We start from the raw sequence: 17,200 nt of genomic DNA, 5'->3' as shown, positions 1-17,200 counted from the left end.
GCCCGCCGCCCCGCCGCCGGGCGATTCAGCGGATAGCTCGACGAAACGCGAGTCGTCTTCCCCTCCCGCCGTCGATCGTGACCGGGCCGCCGGGCGTCTCGACGGTCAGCTCGGAGCCCGAGATCGCGACCTCGGGGGCGGCGGCGCCCGGCACGATCAGGGTCAGGACGTCGGCCGCCTCCGCCGACTCCACGGTGACGGTCCCGGCGGTGCGCAGATAGCCGGGCGAGACCGTCCCGGTGCGCAGCCGCAGGCCATCGGCGGGGAACTGCAGGAGCGTCACCCGCCAGTCCCCGTCGCCCAGCACCACCGCGCCGCCGGTCCGGGAGACGACCGTGAGCGCGGGATCGAAGTGCCACAGGCTGCGCAGGGACCCGGCGGGCACGCTGTCGTGCACGGCCAGCAGGTCCGGCGCGTGGCTGACCAGGACCCGCCTGGTTCTGGGCACCCCGTAGGCGTCGTCGGACAGCTCGAAGCACTGGCGGGCGGGCCCGATCGACGACTCCAGGAGATGGGTGCGCGTGCCCGGCCGGAAGACGCCCGTGACGACGGGCACGTTGTGCGCCTCCGGCGAGCGCGTCCAGTCCACGTACGGAGTCCGCTCGTAGGAGTGGAAACCGGCCTCCACCAGGATCCGGTGCCCTTGGGCGCTGTAGGTGACGCCGAGGTGGTCCTCGTGCCCGTGCAACGCGCGTCCCGGCCCGAACCGGATCGAGTAGTAGGCCGAGTCTGGATCGTTCCAGGCCGTGCGGCCGAAGACGTACCCGGCGTCGAACACCCGCACCACCGGCCCCTCCTGCGCAAACCCGGTCGCGCGGGCGTCGGCCGGGCTGTCCCCGATGGGGACGAGGCGGCCGTCGGGCTGGGTGGCGTGGGCCACGTACGCCTCCAGCGCGGACCTCCTGGCCACCAGCCGCGGGGGCGGTTCGGCGCCGCTCTCCCTGATGGCCCGCAGCGCCACGCCGAGCCGCCGGTGCACGTACAGGCCGTAGCGGGGAGCCTGCTCGTGCAGCGCGCCCTGGTCGTCGACGGCGAGCTCGGCGGAGGCGGTCATCCTGTGTATGGCGAGGTCCCGCCACTTCGCCCGGCCGAGGCGGCAGCCGACGACCAGGAGCGCGATGTCCTGGTCGAGGCCGTGGTTGTGGCCCGCGCGGTAGAGCGCCGGATCGGCCAGGACCTCGCCGTGCTCGGCCAGGCAGTCCAGGAGCCACCGGGCCCGGACGTGCTCGCTCAGGCAGACGAGCACCGGGGCGCGCAACGCCACCGGATGCTCGGCCCAGGCCCACGGGCTGACCCCGCGGCCGCCGCGCGGGTTCGCCCGCGCCCACTGCCCGGCCAGGTCGGTGGCCCGTCGCAGGTACGCCGCTTCCCCCGAACGCTCGTACTCGGCGATCAGGCGGCCCGCCCAGCGCAACGCGTGCAGGTTCAGCGCCCAGGAGCGGTTGCCGTGCGGGTTCGCCGTCCAGTCGACGACCGCGCCGAGGTCGACCGGCGGCTGCCCGGCGAACGTGACGCGCCCGAGCATCACCTCCTCCACGTTGCTCAGCGGGAACTGGTCGCTCAGGCAGATGGCCTTGCCTGAGGTCGTGCGGGCATGCCAGAACACGTCATGGCTCCTGATTTCGGGCACGCGGCAGCCACGCGCCGCGCGGGGATGAGTCAGCGGGGGCCTTGGTCCGTCCAGCCGGCCACCAGGACGATCTCGGAACGTCCCGCCCGGTCGTCCGTGCTCGACAGCACCTGCGAGGTGGCCGGGTCGATGATCAGCGTGCGCCGGGCGCCCGACGGCAGCCCGAAGGAGAACGCCGCACCGCGACGCCCGCGCGCGTCCGCGCGCTCGCCCAGGTAGCGGACGCCGGGCAGGTCGGCGAGCGCGCGGTAGGCGGCGGCGCGGACCTGCGGCGGCGACGGCTTGGTCCAGAGCAGCCCGCCGAGCGCGTCGGCGAGCAGCCCCGCGTCCGGCAGCATCGCGGCCACCCGCTCCCGCAGCGCCGCCGGGTCGGCCGGCAGGTCCCGGATCTGCGCGTACGTCATGGCCCGCCCCGCCATGCTGAACGGTGACCCGCCCTCGACCCGGGTCACCCGGCCGCCCTCCGAGATCCACGCCCGGCCGTCCCTGGTCGCCCAGAGCTCGGTCTCCCTCGTGCCGTCGCGCAGCTTCCTGACGTGCCAGTACGTGCCCTCCGCCGACGTGGACGCCGCCGTGGTGGCCGCCGCGAGCAGGATCGACCGGCCGGGCAGCGGCTGCTCGGGCGCGCCAGGGACGATCAGGAACAGCGCGAGCGCCGCCGCCACGACCGGGACCGCCAGCCACGGCAGCCGCCTGCGCCTGCGCCGGGCCGCCAGCTGCCGCCACACCCTGGCCTGGGCCTGCGGGTCCGGGCGAGGCTCGCCGTACAGATCGCGTACGAGGTCATCCACGGTCGGCCACCCCGCCCAGCCGGGCCCGCAGCTTCTTCCTCGCCCGGTTCAGGCGGGAACCGACGGTGCCGTACGGGATGCCGAGCGCGTTGGCGACCTCCTCGTGGCTCAGCCCGGCCAGGGCGACCAGCAGCAGCGCGTCGCGGTCACGCAGAGCCAGCTCGGCCAGGGCGGCGGCCAGCTCCGGGCGCAGGCTCTGGGCGCTGACGCGGACGGCCACGGAGTCCTCGTGCCCCGGGGAGTCGGCCTCGGGACCGAGCCGGCCCAGGGCGCGCAGGGTGCGGGCCTCCAGGCGGCGGTGCTTGCCGATGAGGTTCGTGGCGATGCCGTACAGCCAGGCCCGGACGCTCGCGCGGTCCGGGTCGTACTGCGCCCGCTTGCGGTACGCCGTGAAGAACGTCTCCGCGACGATGTCCTCGGCGTGGTCCTGGCCGAGCCGCTGGGCGACGTACGTGTGGATCTCCCCGTAGTACGTGCCGAACACCTCCTCGAACCGTTCAGCGTCGAGCGCCCCTCGCGCGCGGGCCGCCCAGGGCACAGGGGTCAGGATGGCCTCCGCCGTCATGTGCTGCCTTCCGATGCATCAATGGTCATCGTTTATCACCCGATGCCCCGGGTTCCTTTCACGCGGGTCGCTTCATGTGCCGATCACCGGGACTCGGGAGGACGGGCGGGATAGCCTGCCGGGATGACGGCAGAGCGACCGATGCCCACACAGGACGACGTACTCGGCTACTTCGACACGCTGTCGAACTGGGGCCGGTGGGGCGACGACGACGAGCTCGGCACCCTGAACCACATCACCGACGACGTCCGGCTGGCGGCGGCCCGGGCCGTGCGCCACGGCAGGAGCGTGTCATGCGCATGGGACGTCGCCGTGCCCGAGGACATGGAGCGGGCGACGACCGCGTGCCCGTGCGCCGCCGACATGCCGGGCGCCGAGAACATGCCGGCGCCCGGATTCCGCAACGACCGGCGCTGGGGCTTCTCCACCGAGCGGCTCGGCCTCATGTTCCACGGCAACACCATCACCCACGTCGACTCGCCGTGCCACATCCTCTGGGATGGCACGATGTACAACGGGCGCCCGCACGCGCTGGTCGACGCCGCGACCGGATCGGCGTGGGCGTCCGTCACCGCGGCGGCGAACGGGATCGTCACCCGCGGCGTCCTGCTGGACGTCGCCGCCGTCCGCGACGTGCCCTGGCTCGAACCCGGCCAGGGCGTCTTCCCCGACGACCTCGAGGCGGCCGAGCGTCGCCAGGGCGTGCGCGTACGAGCCGGCGACGCGGTGCTCCTGCGGACCGGCTACGGCCGCTTCCGCCACGAGAGCGGCGTGGCCGGCGGCTTCACGCAGGCCGGGTGGCACGCCGCCAGCCTGCCGTGGCTGCACGAACGGGAGGTCGCGCTGATCGGTGCCGACACCCCCCAGGACGTGCAGCCGTCGGGGTACGACGACGTGCTGATGCCGGTTCACGCCGTGAGCCTGGTCGCGATGGGGCTGTGGATGCTCGACAACTGCGACCTGGAGGCGTGCGCGGCCACGGCCGCCGAACTCGGCCAGTGGGACTTCCACCTCGCCGTCGCCCCGGTCCGCTTCGCCGGCACCTCCGGCAGCCCGGTCAACCCGATCGCCACCTTCTGACGCCGCCCTCCCACAGCCCGACGACCACACCACTCCTGCGGGGATGAGCCGTGGGCGGCTACGTCGTCAGCCTCCTGGAACACCCGGTCTACTTCGACGTGCACACCGAGACTTCGGGGACGGGGGATGGTCGCCGCGCGGGGTTCTCGTGCGGGGACGTTCGGCTGTCGCCGGGGTTAGGCGCAGGTCTTCTTTTCCGGGGTGCAGAACGTGACCTCGGGGTAGCTCGCCGAGGGCTTGTCCAGCAAGGGCTGCGGCTTCTTGCGCAGGTGCTGGTCGAAGAAGGCCGCCACGTACTGACGGGTGATGGCCAGGGCGCGGACGCCGGAGATGTCGGAGCCGTCGTCGAAGCCGATCTGGTCCGCCAGCACGCCGAGGTCGGTGAAGGACGTGTGGGCGGCGCCGGTCACGAGCAGCCAGCGCTTCCAGCCGTGCAGCCCCGCCCAGACGCGCTCCCAGCTGGCGGCGGAGCCGGGCTGTCCGGGCGTGAACGTGGCGGGCTTGCCCAGCAGGAGGAACGGCCGGGACAGTCCCGCCTTGGGGAGCACGGTCTCCACGCTGCCGTCGACGTCGATGCCGGCGCGCAGCCGGCGGTCGGCGGCCAGGGCCGCGAGTGCGCTCGCGCCGCCCACGGACTGGCCGGACATGGCGATCCTGGAGGTGTCGATCAGGCGCGCCCCCTTCCACTTCGGGCGCGCCCCGGTCAGTTCGTCGAGGACGAAGGAGACGTCGGCGGCCCGTCCCTTCTCCAGCTTCTGCCAGACGGCCGGGTCCTTCTTCATCTCGCAGGTGACGCAGGTGGTGACCCGCCCGTCGGGGAAGGTCTGGGCGACGTTCTCGTACGTGTGGTCGACGGCGGCCACCACGTACCCCCGGCTGGCCAGGTCCTCGGCCAGGGCCGTCAGCTCGGACCTGGGCTTGCTGTGCCCGGGGGACAGCACGACGAGGGGCAGGCTGCGGGCGCGTCCCGCGGGGCGGGCGTCGGTGAAGGCGTTGGTGCGCACCTTGCTCAGCGTGTCGGCGGGGATGCTGGTGAGGCCCCCGTCCTTGAGAAGCAGTTCGGACTCCTTGGGCGTCATGTACCGCGCGCGATGGCGGCCCGGCGCCTTGGCCGGATACCACAGCGAAACCATGAGCTCGCGGGCCTTGGCGCTGGGGACCCAGGGGTCGGCGCGCGAGGTGTCCTTGAGGTGCAGGGACGTGGTGCCGACCGGCCGGGAGCCGGTGGGCGCTGGCAGGTGCGGCTCGGCGGCGCTCGCGGCCCTGCCGGCGAAGGCGCTGCCGGCGAAGGCGGGGCCGGTTAGGGCGAAGGCGGGGACGGGGGCGGCCGGGCCGACTCCGAGACCGGTGGCGGTGATGGCGAGGACGAGCCCGGCGGCAGCGGTGAGCCGCCAGGGCCGGCGCGCCGCGCGGGGGGTGGCCCGGGTCTGGCGGTGGATCATCTGACTCATGCCGAGCGACTATACCTCAGGGTTATACACTCGATGTATAGACGGCATCCCGCTAGGCGGGCCAGCGGCCGGTGGCCTTGGCGGCCTCGATCGCGGCGCGGCCCGCCGGGCGCATCCGGCCGGCGGCCGTCAGCGCCTCGGCCTTGGCGACGTTGATGCGGGACCACGGGCTGCGGCGGGCGCGCGGCGAGTAGCGCTGCAGGTAGTAGTCGCCGTCGTAGGCCCGGCGGTGGCTGTCGATCCAGCCGTGGCACAGCGCCTCGTCCAGCGCCTCGTCGAGGGTGACGGTCCTGGCGCGGCTGTTCTTCTTGGCGATCAGCAGCCAGACGTCGCGGGCGCTGTCGTGGTGCTCGGCGAGCCAGGCCCGCCAGGCGGCGGCGTCGTCCAGGATCAGGGCGTTCAGCGTCGGGGCGTTCAGCGTCTGGGCGGTGTCGGTCATCGTGGTCAGCCCTTCCATCCCGTGAGGACGTCCGTTCGGCGGCTTGTGAGATCCATGCTTCCAGGCAAAGTGCTCAACGAGTGAGCACTTTGCCTGGGCGAATCTCAGGAGCAGCGCCAGACGGCCGCGGCCGGCAGGTGGTTCGGGCCGGTCGTCGCGCCGCCGATGGTGTCGTCGTCCCCGACCGTCGTGACGGAGGCCGCGGCGGGCAGCTCGCCCACCGGCGTCCCGAACCGCCAGACCTGGTACGGCGTGGCCGTCAGCGCGCTGACGACGAGCCCGTTCCTGTTGATCTGCTCGGCCCGCGCGCCCTCGGGCATCAGGTGCGGCTGCCCGTCCCGGTCCCAGTACGCCGGGCGGTTCGGCTCGGAGCCCACCCGGAGCGACCCGGCCACGAGCCCGCCGGAGATCGCCAGGGCGTACCCGAACTGCAGGTCCGGCGGCTCCGACAGGCGGATGAGCCGGCCGTCACGCCACAGGTGCGGCCACGGATCGGCCGAACTGCGCTCCATCAGCAGCGTGCCGTCGTGGTCCACGCCGACCACCCTCATGTCCTCGGGCAGGCCCGTCACCTCCTCGACGACGCCGGGCCGGTCGTACGGCCAGCGCACCACCACGTGGGTCATGGTCCTGCCCTCCCAGACCACGGCGCGGCCGTACACGTCGCCGTTGCGGGTGATCCCGAAGGCCCGGCTGTTCAGCTCCGCGCCGGGCAGCGGGGTCAGCCGCTCCCGCCGGCCGTCGCGGATGCGGAAGGAGATCGCCGAGGCCTGCCACAGGCCCGTCACGGACAGTCCCGCGATGGTGCCGTCGCCGTTCTGGGCCACGACCCGGTCGGCGCCGTGGCCGGACGACCCGTAGTCGATGACCTGGCCGTTCTTCCAGGAGATGATGTGCCAGCCGGAGTCGGGGAAGTAGGCGCTGCCGGAGTAGCCGCCGTGGTGGTCGGTGGCCTGGACCTGGTGCTGCGTCGAGCCCGCGGGCGCCGGGAGGGCCTGCATCCGCCAGGTGCACGCCGATCCGGCCGCCGCCGCTGCCTGGGGCGTGGCGACGAACGCGGCGACGACCAGCATCGCCGCCATCACGATTCTGCCTGTCATGACACCAGTCGATCGCGATCGGCGACGGCGGGCATCTCCCTGAATGCGCCGATCTCGTGGCCGGATGTCGAGAACCCGGCGGCGGCTCCGTCCCTGAGCCGGACGTGGCCGCGGCATCCCGGACGAGGCGCGGGCCCGCGACGCCCGATGGACGTGGCGCACATCACATTTTGACCGAATGAGCGAAATGGTCAGTCGGTCGTACCGTGGAATCATGGACATCACGAAGCAAGATCGCCGGGTCCTGGTCGTCGGGCTGGGCATCAGCGGGATCGCGACCGCGCTGCGGCTGCGGCAGATCGGCTGGAAGCCGGTCATCGTCGAGCGCGCCCGGGAAAGGCGGCAGGGCGGGCACTTCATCGCGCTGTTCGGCGCGGGCCGGGCCGCCGCCGGCCGCCTGGGCGTCCTGGACGCGATGACCGATCGCGGCGCCGACGGCGCCAGCTACGACATCGACCGCTCCGGCAGGCGGCGGCCCGGGCTGAGCTTCAAGGACTTCCCCGGCCGGCCGTGGGTGATGATGCGCGGCGACGTGGAGGAGGCCGCGTTCGCCGCGCTGCCGCCGGACGTGGAGATCCGCTACTCCACCGTCCCGGCGCGGATCGAGCAGGACGCCGGCGGGGTGGACGTGACGCTGACCGACACCGTCACGGACACCTCGACCGTCGAGCGCTTCGACCTGGTCGTCGGCGCGGACGGGCTGCGCTCCACCGTGCGCCGGCTGGTGTTCGGGCCGCACGAGGCGTATCTGCGCCGGATGAACTACATGGCCGTCGCCTTCCAGCTGACCGGCCCGCTCCCGGGGTTCGGCCAGGGCGACTCCGTGGTCCTGACCGAGCCGGGGCGGTCCATGTGGATCTTCCCGTTCTGGCACCGGCCGCCGATGGTGCTGCTGAGCTACCGTACCGACGACGTGGACGCCGAGTTCACCTCGACGGTCGCCGAGCGCGTACGCGCGGCGTTCGGCCCGGAGCCCGCCGGCCCCGCGCTGGGAGCGGCCCTCGACAGGCTGGAGTCGGCCGATCAGGTGCTGTTCGACTCGGTCGAGCAGGTGCGGATGGACCGCTGGCACCGCGGCCGGGTGGTGCTCGTCGGCGACGCGGCCTGGTGCGTGAGCCTGTACGCGGGGATGGGGGCGTCGGCCGGGATGGCGGGGGCCGACCTGCTGGGCACCATGCTGGCCCGCCACCCCGGCAGCGTCACCGAGGCGCTGACCCGCTGGGAACGGCGGCTGCGTCCCACGATCGAGTACTTCCAGGGCAACGGGATGCAGATGCGCAGCCTGTTCGTCCCCGCCACCCGGTACGAGCTGGCGCTGCGCCGCGTGATGCTGCGGGCGAGCAAGCTGCCGGTGACCTCCTCGCTGTTCGTCCTGTGGCAGTCCAGGGGCAAGGCCGCCCGGACGAAGGAGACGGACTTCGCCCACCCCGGCCTCGTCCGGCAGCCCCTCGGCGGGCGACGACCCGCGCGGGTGTGACGCCGATGGCGTGCGAGCGCGTGCCGGCACGGCACAATCGTTCGCACACCCCTTCGGCAGCGGCAACGGGAGCGAACGATGAAACGCCCGGCGGACCACGACTCGGACAAGGCCGCCCGGATCCTGGCCGTCACCCGGGACCTGGTGCTCCGGCGCGGCGTCAAGGGCGTGACCGTGGCCGAGATCGCGGAGAAGGCGCACGTCGGCAAGGGCACCGCGTACCTGTACTGGGCGACCAAGGAAGACCTGCTCATCGACCTGTTCGCCCGGGAGTTCCTGGAGGTGCTGGAGGCCGACATCGCGGCCCTGAGCGCCGATCCGGACCTGGCCCGGCCGCAGCGCTTCTGTCCCCGCCTGATCCGCAACGCCGTCGAACGCCCGTTCATGCGCGCCCTCCAGGCGAACGACGGCGACCTGCTCGGCGTGCTGGCCGGGCATCCGCGTACCAAGGAACTGCTCGTCCACGTGGGCCCGGCCGCGCTGATGTTCACGGTGCTGCCGGTGTGGCGCGAGCACCGCCTGGCCCGCGCCGACTGGGCGCTGGACGCGCAGGCGTACGCGCTGCGGGCGGTCATGGCCGGGTTCCTGGACTCGGCCACCAGCGGGGGCGCCCCGGGCGGCATCACCGTCGCCGACGCCGACGCCGTCATGGCCGCGACGGTGACGGCCCTGCTGGGAGGCGAGCGGGCGAGCGCGGCCGACGTCCACGCGACCGCCGCGGAAGGGCTGCGGCTGCTGCGCGAGAAGCGCGAGATCCTGCTCTCCCTGCTCGCCGTCAAGCGCGAGTAGGCGCGTCCCGGTCCGGCGCCACGCCCAGGGCCAGCAGCGCGGTGTCGTCGTCGACGCCCTCGCCCAGCTCCTCCAGCAGCCCCGTCATGGCCGCGATGGCCGCAGCGGGCGTGGCCGGGGCGATGCGCCCGGCGAAGGCGAGCAGGGCCTGGTCGCCGTAGCGGCCGTCGTCGCCGGAGCCGTCGGCGGTGCGCGCCTCGATCAGCCCGTCGGTGTAGAACAGCAGCGTGTCGCCCGGCCGCAGCTCGGCGTGCACGGTGACCGAGGGCGCCTCGGGCAGCAGGCCGATGAGCACCCCGCCGGTCGTCGGCAGGTAGTCGGCCCCGCCCCCGGCACGCAGCAGGATCGGCGACGGGTGACCGCCGCCCGCGAAGGTCACCGCGAACCCGTCGCCGGTGCGCGTGAGCATGCCCGCGATGACCGTGCAGTAGTACGTCTCCTCGTCGACCTGGCGGTCGTACATGGCGGTGTTGAGGATGGCCAGGAGGCTCGTGGGGTCGGGGTCGTGCATGGCGGAGGCCCGCAGCGTGTAGCGGGCCAGCGACGCGACGGCCGCGGCGCCGGGGCCGTGACCGCTCACGTCGCCGAGGAAGAACCCCCAGCGCCCGTCCCCCAGCGGGTAGAGGTCGTAGAAGTCGCCGCCCAGGTCGTCGGGCGAGGCCGTGTGGTAGTGGGCGACGGCCTCCAGCCCCGGCACGTCCGGCAGCGCCGGCGGCACCAGGCTGCGCCGGAGCGTGGCGAGCACGTCCTGCAGCCGCCGCCGCTCGGCCTGGGCGGCCTCGCGCGCCCGGTCGGCGAGGGCGCGGGCGGTCTCGGCCTCCTCGCGGGCGCGCAACAGCTCGATCTCGTACGCACGCCGGTCGCCCCCGTCGAAGACGGTGCTGCGGATCAGCAGCGGCCTGCCGTCGGGGCCCACCCTGACCTTGGAGGTCACCAGGACCGGCAGCCGCTCCCCGGCCGCGGTCCTGAGCTCCAGCGCGATGCCGCCGATCTCCCCCTGCATGCGCAGCAGCGGGGCGAAATGGGTCTCGTGGTAGAGCTTGCCGCCGACGGTGAGCAGGTCGGCGAAGCGCATCCGGCCGACGACCTCGTCACGGGCGCGGCCGAGCCAGGTCAGCAGCGTTTGGTTGATCTTGACGATCCGGCCGTCCATCAGCGTGGACACGTAGCCGCAGGGGGCGTTCTCGTACAGGTCCACGGGGCTGTCCTCCAGCAGCGCCGCGAACTCCGGTTCTTCCGGATGGTCTTTCGCCGTCACACCGCGTCACATGCTTTCACGGGTGAAGGCGGCGATGGCGGCAGCGGTGGCGTCGGGGGCGCTGAGCTGCGGGCAGTGGCCGGTGGCCGCCAGCGTGACGAGCCGGCTGCCGGTGATCGCCTGGTGCACGTACGCGCCCACCTCGCGCGGGGCGATCATGTCCTCGGCGCAGTCCAGGATCAGCGTCGGCACCTGGACGCCGGCCAGGTCGGCGCGGCTGTCGCTGAGGAACGTGGCGCGCGCGAACGCCCGGGCGATGTTCGGGTCGGTGCGGCAGAAGCTGTTGGTCAGCTCTTCCCCCAGCTCCGGCCGGTCCGGGTTGCCCATGATCAGCGGCGCCATGGTGGCCGACCAGCCCAGGTAGTTGGCCTCCAGGGAGGCGAGCAGCTCGTCGATGTCCTCGGCGCTGAACCCGCCCCGGTAGCCCTCGTCGTCGACGTAGCGGGGCGAGGGGACGAGCAGCACCAGGCCCGCGAACCGGCCGGGCTCACGCGCCGCGCTCATCACGCCGACCATGGCGCTGACCGAGTGGCCGACGAACACCAGGTCGCGCAGGTCGAGATCGCGGCAGATGTCGAGCACGTCGGCGGCGTAGCCGTGGAGGGTGGCGTACCGCTCCTCGCTCCAGGCGGACAGGTCGGAGCGGCCGGAGCCCACGTAGTCGAACAGCACCACCCGGAACTCCTGGGCGAGGACGGGCGCGACCAGCCGCCACAGGTTCTGGTCGCAGCCGAATCCGTGGGCGAGCATGACGACCCGCCCGTCCTGCGGTCCGATGATCCGGACGTTGTTCCTGCTCCGCACGTCCATAACCCGAATTATCACATCCGCGCACGTCAGAGCCCGCGGAAGGAGCGCCGGTAGGCGGCCGGGGTGGTGCGGACCAGGGCGTGGAAGCGCCTGCGGAGGTTGGCGGCCGAGGAGAGGCCGACGCGGGCGGCGATCGTCTCCACGGGCAGGTCGGTCTCCTCCAGCAGCGTCCGGGCGGCCGTGACGCGCTGCTGGAGCAGCCAGCGGCCGGGGCTGACGCCGAGCTGGCCGGCGAACCTGCGGGCCAGCGTCCGGGGCGCGATCCCGGCCTGTCCGGCCAGGTCGTCGAGGGTGAGGGGCTCGTGCAGGCGTTCGGCGGCCCAGTCGAGGACGGGGGCCAGCGACTGCGACGGGGGAGCGGCGGGCGGCACGGTGCTGTACTGGAGCTGCCCGCCTTCGCGGTGCGGGGGCATGACCATGTGCCGGGCGAGGTGCGTCGCGTAGGCGGCGCCGTGGTCGGTCCGCGCCAGGTGCAGGCACAGGTCGATGCCCGCCGCGGTGCCGGCGCTGGTGGCGACGTCGCCCAGGTCGACGTAGAGCGTGTCGGGCTCGACCCGCACGTCGGGGAAACGGGCGGCGAGCACGCCGGCGAGCCTCCAGTGCGTGGTCGCCCTGCGGTGGTCCAGCAGCCCGGCCTCGGCCAGGAGGAAGGCGCCCGAGCAGATCGCGACGATCCGGGCGCCACGCCGGTGCGCGCCGCGCAGCGCGTCGAGCACGGCGGGCGGGGCGGGCTCCCGGTGGCGGTGCCAGCCCGGGACCACCACCGTGTCCGCCGCGCCGAGTGCCGACAGGTCCTGGCCGACGACCATGTCGTAGCCCGCCAGGGTCGGCACCGCCCCGGGCCGTTCGGCGCACACGGTGAACGCGTACCGCCCCGGCAGGCCGGGGCGCGACAGGCCGAACACCTCCGCCGCGCACGCCAGCTCGAACGTGGACTGCGGCGGCAGGACCAGCGCCACCACCCGATGCATCCGCATGGCAAGAAAATACCTGTAGGAGACAATCGTGACACTGGCCCCGTACGGTTGCCTTCACCACGATGGGGACATGACGCACGACTCCCCTGACATGCAGGTCCTGAACGTCGACGAGGTCGAACCCGTCGAGGTCGTCCCCGGCATCATCCGGCGGCGGCTCCCGGCGACCGCCTGGGCCCGCGGCTGGATGTACGACTTCGCCCCCGGCGCCGAGTGGCCCGAGGTCGACGTCCACGAGAGCGAGGAACGCTACTACGTGATCTCGGGAGAGTTCGTCGACCGGGGCCGGCGGCTCGGGCCGGGCAGCTACGTGGTGTTCGCGCCGGGCAGCACGCACCGCCCCCGCACCGAGACGGGCGCCCGCATGCTGGGCATCAGCATCCTCGCCGGCCCCCTGGATCAGGCGGGCGTGAGCGGCCTCGACTCCGGCGCCAGCCGGCCTCCGGCGTAGCGGGCGGGCAGGATCAGCAGCGGGTTGTCGTCGAGAAGCACGTCCGGCGGGCCGAACCGGGCGGCGACCTCCCGCAGGTCCGGATCGTCGAGGAGGAGCAGGCGTCCCCGGTCCACGAACGGCTCGCCGTCGAGGTGGACCGTCGGCCGGTCGATCTGGCAGTCGCAGTGCGCGAACCCCGGAGCGGTGGTCTCCGCCACCCCGCCGGTCAGGGCGTCGAGCCCGCAGTAGAACGCGCCCGCGTGCTTCTCGCGCTCGAACTGGGTGCCGCCGGCGATCCGCACCTTCGGGTTGAGGCCGATGAGCGCGTGCCGCAGGTAGTAGCCGCCCGGCGCGCGGCGGCGGATCTGCTCGGCCGCCGCCCCGCCCTCGATCGCGCTGACCCGGTTGTCCCGCAGCGTCACCCGTACGGGCTCGTCCGGGACCCCGGTAAAGGTGGAGTCCTCGACGACGAGCACGCCCTCGGTGTGGGTCGGCCAGAAGTTGGCGCCGCCGTACGGGAAGGGCTGCCAGGTGCCCGTCTGGATCGGGCCGCCGTCGGGGGCGAAGGTGAGCCCCGACATGGTCAGGTCCGTGCCCGAGGCGGAGGTCACCCGGATCGTCCCCGCCTCGGTGAGTCGGCTCAGCGCGCGTTGCTTGAGCGCGTAGAAGAGCTCGTTAGGGAACCGGGCCCCGGTGAGGAACGCCCCCGCGGTGGCGGCCATGTGCAGCGACGCGAAGCGCACGGGCATGGCCATGACCTGGTCGAAGAAGAGCGGCGCTGTGTGCACCTCGGCCCACCAGGTGGCGCTGATGACCACGTCGGCCTGGCCGACCGCAGCCACCTCGACCTGCAGCGAGGGCTCGGCGTCCCACCCGCCGGGGCTGAACGGCGGAACCGACAGGATGCGCACGTCCGCGCCCTCGTAGGCGGCGCCGGCGGCGACGGCCTGGATCACGACCGGGTCGGCGGTGTGCTCGGTCAGGATCAGGACCCGGTCGTCCGGCCGGAGCTGGACGTGCCGCAGCAGGTTGCGGACCCCCGGCATCAGCTCCGCGATCGCGTTGGGGGCGGCGGGCGGCTCGGAGACATAGCTGAACGGCGACGATGCGTACGGAGTCGTGGTCACCCGGGTTTCCCCTCTTCGCGGCCGGTCCGGTGGTGGCGGGGGAAGCCCGGCGAAACTACTCTTCGTGGTTGTCATCTTACGGTACGCGTTAGGGAGCCGGGGTGCCGAAGACCTCGGTGACCAGGCGCTGGGTCGCCTGCTGGAAGGCCGGGCCGAGCGACAGGGCGGCGTCGTCCACGTAGTTGAGGGCGGCGGTGAGGGTCGTGCCGCCGTCGGGGGTGCTGTACATCAGCGCCGCGTGCCCGGCCATGCCGCCGTTGTGGGTGATGACGGTGCCGCCGCCCGGCACCTCCTGGACGAACACGCCCAGGCCGTAGCCGGCCTTGGACTCCGGCGTCAGCATCTCGGCCAGCAGCTCGGCGGGCAGGAGCCTGCCGCCGACCAGCGCGGAGATGAACGTGTGCAGGTCGGCGGTGGTGGAGATCATGTCGCCGCCGCTGGAGATCCACGACGGGTTCTGCGCGGTGACGTCGACGGTCCGGGCCTGGCCGTCCTCCTCGTAGCGGTAGTAGGCGTGGGCGTGCGGGGCGGGGACGCCGGTCTCGGCGGTCGGCTGGAGGGTGCCGGTCAGGCCGAGCGGGTCCAGGATCAGCCGCCGCATCTCCTCGGCCACCGGGCGGCCGGTGACCTGCTCGATCAGCAGCCTGGCCAGCACGTAGTTGGTGTTGGAGTAGCTCCAGCCGGCGCCCGGCTCGAACCGGGCCGGCTTGGCCAGCGCCACCCGTACCAGCTCCTCGGGCGCGTAGGTGGTGAACCGGCCCTCCACCCACTCCTGGCCTGCGGTGGTGGCGGGGATCCCGGGCACGTACGTGCCGTCGGGGTCGAAGTCGCCGGTGAAGTTGAAGATCCCGCTGGTGTGCTGGAGCAGCATCCGCACCGTGATGCGCCGGTCGAGCCCGAACTCCGGCAGGTGGTCGTCGACCGGGGTGTCGAGGGCGATGCGGCCCTCGGCCACCAGTCCCAGCACCACGGTGGCGGTGAAGGTCTTGGTGTTGCTGCCGATCCGCACGTGTCCGCCGGCGGGCGGCCGGGCGGTGCCGCCCAGCTCGCTCGCTCCGGCGCTGCCGGTCCACGTGCCCCGCTCGTCGTGTACGCGCAGCGACACTCCGACGAATCCGGAATCGACCATCTCCTGGATGACCTTCCGCAGCTCCGGGCGGTCCTTCTGGATGGGGGAAGACATGGCGGTGTGGCTCCTTCGCGTGGGGTGAAGTCAGGCGGCGTCGAGGGCTTGGGTGATCTTGCGGGCCATGTCCGCCAGGGCGGGGCTGGGCGTGCCCTTGTGGATCTGGGCCGCCGCGTCCACGGCGACGAGGACGGTGCCGCGGAAGTTGGCCGCCTCGGCCGGGTCCTGCCGGTCGAGCAGGCGCATCGACTCCGTCAGCGCGGGCAGCACCTGGTCGGCCAGCTCGGCGACGGTCCTGCCGTACTTGACGCCCTTGGGGGCCTTGGCGAGCACGTGCCCGACCGGGCCGGTCGCCGAGGTCAGCGCGATGGAGCCCTCGGTGGCGACCCTGTGGGCCGAACCGGCGGCGCCGGCGGCGGACATCAGCGAGACGGCGCCCCAGGCGGCGACGCGGAGGGTGAGCTGGTCCTGGTCGGTGAGGGTGATCGACATGGTGGCGGGTTCCTTTTCCTGGGGTGGTTCCGGGTGATGGCTCAACCATCGCGGGCCGCCCTGACAGCGGGCCGCCTTCGCGCTGACACGGCCGCTGACACCCGGGATCGCTGCCATGCTGTCGGTGTGGTGCCGATGGACACGGGCCCGGGGCCCAGGCTGATCCTGCTGTGCGGGCTGCCCGGCGCGGGGAAGACGACGCTGGCCAGGCGGCTGGCGCGGGAGATCCCGGCGGTGCGGCTGTGCCCGGACGAATGGCTGGCCGATCTGGGAGTGGACCTGTTCGACGAGGCCGTGCGCGAACGGCTGGAGCGGCGGTTCTCGCGGCACGCCGAGGAGTTGCTGAGGCTCGGGCAGACGGTGGTGCTGGAGTTCGGCTTCTGGACGCGGGCCGAACGCGAGGAGAAGCGGCTGCGCGCGCGTGCGCTCGGCGTCCCCGTCGAGCTGCGCTACCTCGCCGCGCCGCTCGACGAGCTGTGCCGCCGCCTGGAGGCCCGCGTCAGGGAGGGCGCGCCGGCGACGGTCCCGATCGGCCGCGAGCTGCTGGAGGCGTACGCGAAGCTCTTCCAGGCCCCCGACGCTGACGAGCTCGCCCTTTACGACCCGGCCGCCTGACGCTTCATGCGGGCTGCAGGCGGCGCGCAAGCGACGGCTGGTCCACTGCCGGTGTCGGATCGGACAGGGCCGGCCCCCGGGCCCCGCCCTTCAACGTGAGGGATGGACGATGGCGTCGACCGTCTTCGGGATGTTCGCCGTGATCGCGGTGATCGTCGCGGTGGTGATGTTCCTCGTGCTGAGGCGGCGTCCGCAGACCCGGGTCGGCGCGTACGTCACGGCCCTGTTCTCGCTGCTGGCCGCGGGGATCCTCGCCCTGGGGCACTTCTCGTTCGCGAGCCTGGAGTCGGCCGCGCTGAGCGCCTTCACGGCGGAGGAGCGCGTGGCGGCGCTGCCGTGCGAGGCGGCGGTGCTGCGGGCCGACCAGACCGACAACAAGCTCAACGGGCGCTACATCTGGTGGCTGCGGCTGCGGGTCACCCCTCGGAACGGCAGCCCGTACGAGATCGACCGGACGGCCCGGCTCACCTCGTCGACGGGGGAGCGCCTGGAACGGGGGAACGTCGTGCTGCCGTGCCTGACGGCGCCCGCCGACCGCACCCGGATCGAGATCGCCGCCCTCGCCTGAACCCCGTCAGGCGGCGCCGGGGGAGAGCGGGCCGGCGACCTGGTGCAGCTCGGAGCGCATCGTCCGCTGGTGGTCGTCGCGCATCGTCCGCTGGTCGTCGTCGCGCTGGGTGAACATGTCGATCAGCGCCTGGACGGGCATGCCTGCCTCGGTGGGGTGCCGGAACTGCCGCTCGGGCCTGAGCCGGTAGTGGTTGCGGCGGCCGACCCGGATGCGCTCCAGGTAGCCGCCGTCCTCCAGGTCGCTCACGATGCCCTGCGCGGCCCGTTCGGTGATGCCGATCCGGGCGGCGATGTCGCGCATGCGAAGCTCTGGGTCCGCCGCTATCGCCAACAGCACGCGGGCGTGGTTGGTGAGGAACGTCCAGGAGGAACGCCTGCCAGCATCGTGGTCCATCGCCAGAACATGGTACAGGAGGAAGCTCCAACGACAGAAGGATGTCTACGGAAAATTTTTTCCGGTAAACTTCTCC

19 protein-coding genes are annotated in these 17,200 nt (G+C 73.1%); 6 read left to right on the top strand and 13 right to left on the bottom strand.

Annotated features, from left to right (window positions below):
* Positions 1 to 25: 25 nt before the first annotated feature.
* From ACBI99_RS01255 to ACBI99_RS01245, 3 genes are read right to left on the bottom strand one after another with little or no spacing between them, the layout of a single operon-like run.
* Complete coding sequence (locus ACBI99_RS01255) at positions 26 to 1,606, bottom strand: heparinase II/III family protein (protein ID WP_375071480.1); 1,581 nt, start codon at positions 1,604 to 1,606, stop codon at positions 26 to 28.
* 53 nt (positions 1,607 to 1,659) lie between these two features.
* The gene (locus tag ACBI99_RS01250; RefSeq protein ID WP_219502773.1) at positions 1,660 to 2,421 is read right to left on the bottom strand and encodes a CU044_5270 family protein; all 762 of its coding nucleotides are present in this window, start codon (positions 2,419 to 2,421) and stop codon (positions 1,660 to 1,662) included.
* Positions 2,414 to 2,986, bottom strand: a complete 573-nt coding sequence (locus ACBI99_RS01245; RefSeq protein WP_219502770.1) for an RNA polymerase sigma factor — start codon at positions 2,984 to 2,986, stop codon at positions 2,414 to 2,416. The genes ACBI99_RS01250 and ACBI99_RS01245 overlap by 8 nt, the downstream gene beginning before the upstream one ends.
* A gap of 123 nt (positions 2,987 to 3,109) precedes the next feature.
* Here ACBI99_RS01245 and ACBI99_RS01240 point away from each other — a divergent pair, with 123 nt between their 5' ends.
* Positions 3,110 to 4,066, top strand: a complete 957-nt coding sequence (locus ACBI99_RS01240; protein ID WP_246644402.1) for a cyclase family protein — start codon at positions 3,110 to 3,112, stop codon at positions 4,064 to 4,066.
* A gap of 176 nt (positions 4,067 to 4,242) precedes the next feature.
* Here the strand turns inward: ACBI99_RS01240 and ACBI99_RS01235 are convergent, their stop codons facing one another.
* From ACBI99_RS01235 to ACBI99_RS01225, 3 genes are all read right to left on the bottom strand, one after another.
* Complete coding sequence (locus ACBI99_RS01235; protein WP_375071479.1) at positions 4,243 to 5,517, bottom strand: alpha/beta hydrolase family protein; 1,275 nt, start codon at positions 5,515 to 5,517, stop codon at positions 4,243 to 4,245.
* Between the two features lie 52 nt (positions 5,518 to 5,569).
* Entirely contained in the window at positions 5,570 to 5,974 is a 405-nt protein-coding gene (locus ACBI99_RS01230) for a YdeI family protein (protein WP_375071478.1), read from the bottom strand.
* 86 nt (positions 5,975 to 6,060) lie between these two features.
* A complete protein-coding gene (locus ACBI99_RS01225; protein ID WP_375071477.1) occupies positions 6,061 to 7,056 on the bottom strand; it encodes a hypothetical protein in 996 nt (331 codons plus the stop codon).
* Between the two features lie 214 nt (positions 7,057 to 7,270).
* Here ACBI99_RS01225 and ACBI99_RS01220 point away from each other — a divergent pair, with 214 nt between their 5' ends.
* Positions 7,271 to 8,533 (top strand): FAD-dependent monooxygenase, encoded by a 1,263-nt coding sequence (locus tag ACBI99_RS01220; RefSeq protein ID WP_375071476.1) that lies wholly within the window; start codon positions 7,271 to 7,273, stop codon positions 8,531 to 8,533.
* Between the two features lie 78 nt (positions 8,534 to 8,611).
* Positions 8,612 to 9,322, top strand: a complete 711-nt coding sequence (locus ACBI99_RS01215) for a helix-turn-helix domain-containing protein (protein WP_357585474.1) — start codon at positions 8,612 to 8,614, stop codon at positions 9,320 to 9,322.
* On the opposite strand, the gene ACBI99_RS01210 is transcribed toward ACBI99_RS01215, so the two are convergent.
* From ACBI99_RS01210 to ACBI99_RS01200, 3 genes are read right to left on the bottom strand one after another with little or no spacing between them, the layout of a single operon-like run.
* Positions 9,309 to 10,580, bottom strand: a complete 1,272-nt coding sequence (locus ACBI99_RS01210; RefSeq protein ID WP_357585476.1) for a SpoIIE family protein phosphatase — start codon at positions 10,578 to 10,580, stop codon at positions 9,309 to 9,311. The two genes, ACBI99_RS01215 and ACBI99_RS01210, sit on opposite strands and share 14 nt — an antisense overlap.
* Before the next feature lie 6 nt (positions 10,581 to 10,586).
* A complete protein-coding gene (locus ACBI99_RS01205; RefSeq protein ID WP_357585478.1) occupies positions 10,587 to 11,390 on the bottom strand; it encodes an alpha/beta hydrolase in 804 nt (267 codons plus the stop codon).
* A 26-nt stretch (positions 11,391 to 11,416) separates the two neighbouring features.
* Complete coding sequence (locus ACBI99_RS01200; RefSeq protein ID WP_375071475.1) at positions 11,417 to 12,367, bottom strand: helix-turn-helix domain-containing protein; 951 nt, start codon at positions 12,365 to 12,367, stop codon at positions 11,417 to 11,419.
* Between the two features lie 70 nt (positions 12,368 to 12,437).
* Between ACBI99_RS01200 and ACBI99_RS01195 the strand changes: the two genes are divergently transcribed.
* Positions 12,438 to 12,818: a cupin domain-containing protein gene (locus ACBI99_RS01195; protein ID WP_219502750.1), complete on the top strand. Its 381-nt coding sequence runs from the start codon at positions 12,438 to 12,440 to the stop codon at positions 12,816 to 12,818.
* Here the strand turns inward: ACBI99_RS01195 and ACBI99_RS01190 are convergent.
* From ACBI99_RS01190 to ACBI99_RS01180, 3 genes are all read right to left on the bottom strand, one after another.
* The gene (locus tag ACBI99_RS01190) at positions 12,767 to 13,927 is read right to left on the bottom strand and encodes a hypothetical protein (protein WP_375071474.1); all 1,161 of its coding nucleotides are present in this window, start codon (positions 13,925 to 13,927) and stop codon (positions 12,767 to 12,769) included. The genes ACBI99_RS01195 and ACBI99_RS01190 overlap by 52 nt on opposite strands.
* A gap of 88 nt (positions 13,928 to 14,015) precedes the next feature.
* Positions 14,016 to 15,110 carry a serine hydrolase domain-containing protein gene (locus ACBI99_RS01185; RefSeq protein WP_375071473.1) on the bottom strand — a complete coding sequence of 365 codons (1,095 nt, stop codon included), beginning with the start codon at positions 15,108 to 15,110 and terminating at the stop codon, positions 14,016 to 14,018.
* A gap of 30 nt (positions 15,111 to 15,140) precedes the next feature.
* Entirely contained in the window at positions 15,141 to 15,545 is a 405-nt protein-coding gene (locus ACBI99_RS01180) for a hypothetical protein (protein ID WP_219502745.1), read from the bottom strand.
* Between the two features lie 135 nt (positions 15,546 to 15,680).
* Here ACBI99_RS01180 and ACBI99_RS01175 point away from each other — a divergent pair, with 135 nt between their 5' ends.
* Together ACBI99_RS01175 and ACBI99_RS01170 are read left to right on the top strand one after the other, a co-directional pair.
* On the top strand, positions 15,681 to 16,160 hold the full coding sequence (locus ACBI99_RS01175) for an AAA family ATPase (protein ID WP_375071672.1): 480 nt from the start codon (positions 15,681 to 15,683) through the stop codon (positions 16,158 to 16,160).
* Between the two features lie 109 nt (positions 16,161 to 16,269).
* On the top strand, positions 16,270 to 16,728 hold the full coding sequence (locus ACBI99_RS01170) for a hypothetical protein (protein ID WP_219502741.1): 459 nt from the start codon (positions 16,270 to 16,272) through the stop codon (positions 16,726 to 16,728).
* A gap of 6 nt (positions 16,729 to 16,734) precedes the next feature.
* Here the strand turns inward: ACBI99_RS01170 and ACBI99_RS01165 are convergent, their stop codons facing one another.
* A complete protein-coding gene (locus tag ACBI99_RS01165) occupies positions 16,735 to 17,124 on the bottom strand; it encodes a helix-turn-helix domain-containing protein (RefSeq protein WP_219502739.1) in 390 nt (129 codons plus the stop codon).
* Between the last annotated feature and the right edge of the window lie 76 nt (positions 17,125 to 17,200).

This window comes from Nonomuraea sp. ATR24 (assembly GCF_041950485.1).
In the GTDB taxonomy this organism is placed as follows: Bacteria; Actinomycetota; Actinomycetes; order Streptosporangiales; family Streptosporangiaceae; genus Nonomuraea; species Nonomuraea ceibae.
The sequence above is the reverse complement of the archived record's forward strand: the minus strand, read 5'-3'. Positions and strand labels throughout refer to the sequence as shown.

Bases quoted from the DNA above. Each gene is read 5' to 3' on its own strand.
- ACBI99_RS01220 (WP_375071476.1), top strand. From the start codon at position 7,271: ATGGACATCACGAAGCAAGATCGCCGGGTCCTGGTCGTCGGGCTGGGC.
- ACBI99_RS01230 (WP_375071478.1), bottom strand. From the start codon at position 5,974: ATGGAAGGGCTGACCACGATGACCGACACCGCCCAGACGCTGAACGCC.
- ACBI99_RS01205 (WP_357585478.1), bottom strand. From the start codon at position 11,390: ATGGACGTGCGGAGCAGGAACAACGTCCGGATCATCGGACCGCAGGAC.
- ACBI99_RS01185 (WP_375071473.1), bottom strand. From the start codon at position 15,110: ATGTCTTCCCCCATCCAGAAGGACCGCCCGGAGCTGCGGAAGGTCATC.
- ACBI99_RS01175 (WP_375071672.1), top strand. From the start codon at position 15,681: ATGGACACGGGCCCGGGGCCCAGGCTGATCCTGCTGTGCGGGCTGCCC.
- ACBI99_RS01235 (WP_375071479.1), bottom strand. From the start codon at position 5,517: ATGAGTCAGATGATCCACCGCCAGACCCGGGCCACCCCCCGCGCGGCG.
- ACBI99_RS01225 (WP_375071477.1), bottom strand. From the start codon at position 7,056: ATGACAGGCAGAATCGTGATGGCGGCGATGCTGGTCGTCGCCGCGTTC.
- ACBI99_RS01245 (WP_219502770.1), bottom strand. From the start codon at position 2,986: ATGACGGCGGAGGCCATCCTGACCCCTGTGCCCTGGGCGGCCCGCGCG.
- ACBI99_RS01200 (WP_375071475.1), bottom strand. From the start codon at position 12,367: ATGCGGATGCATCGGGTGGTGGCGCTGGTCCTGCCGCCGCAGTCCACG.
- ACBI99_RS01165 (WP_219502739.1), bottom strand. From the start codon at position 17,124: ATGGACCACGATGCTGGCAGGCGTTCCTCCTGGACGTTCCTCACCAAC.
- ACBI99_RS01180 (WP_219502745.1), bottom strand. From the start codon at position 15,545: ATGTCGATCACCCTCACCGACCAGGACCAGCTCACCCTCCGCGTCGCC.
- ACBI99_RS01240 (WP_246644402.1), top strand. From the start codon at position 3,110: ATGACGGCAGAGCGACCGATGCCCACACAGGACGACGTACTCGGCTAC.
- ACBI99_RS01215 (WP_357585474.1), top strand. From the start codon at position 8,612: ATGAAACGCCCGGCGGACCACGACTCGGACAAGGCCGCCCGGATCCTG.
- ACBI99_RS01195 (WP_219502750.1), top strand. From the start codon at position 12,438: ATGACGCACGACTCCCCTGACATGCAGGTCCTGAACGTCGACGAGGTC.
- ACBI99_RS01170 (WP_219502741.1), top strand. From the start codon at position 16,270: ATGGCGTCGACCGTCTTCGGGATGTTCGCCGTGATCGCGGTGATCGTC.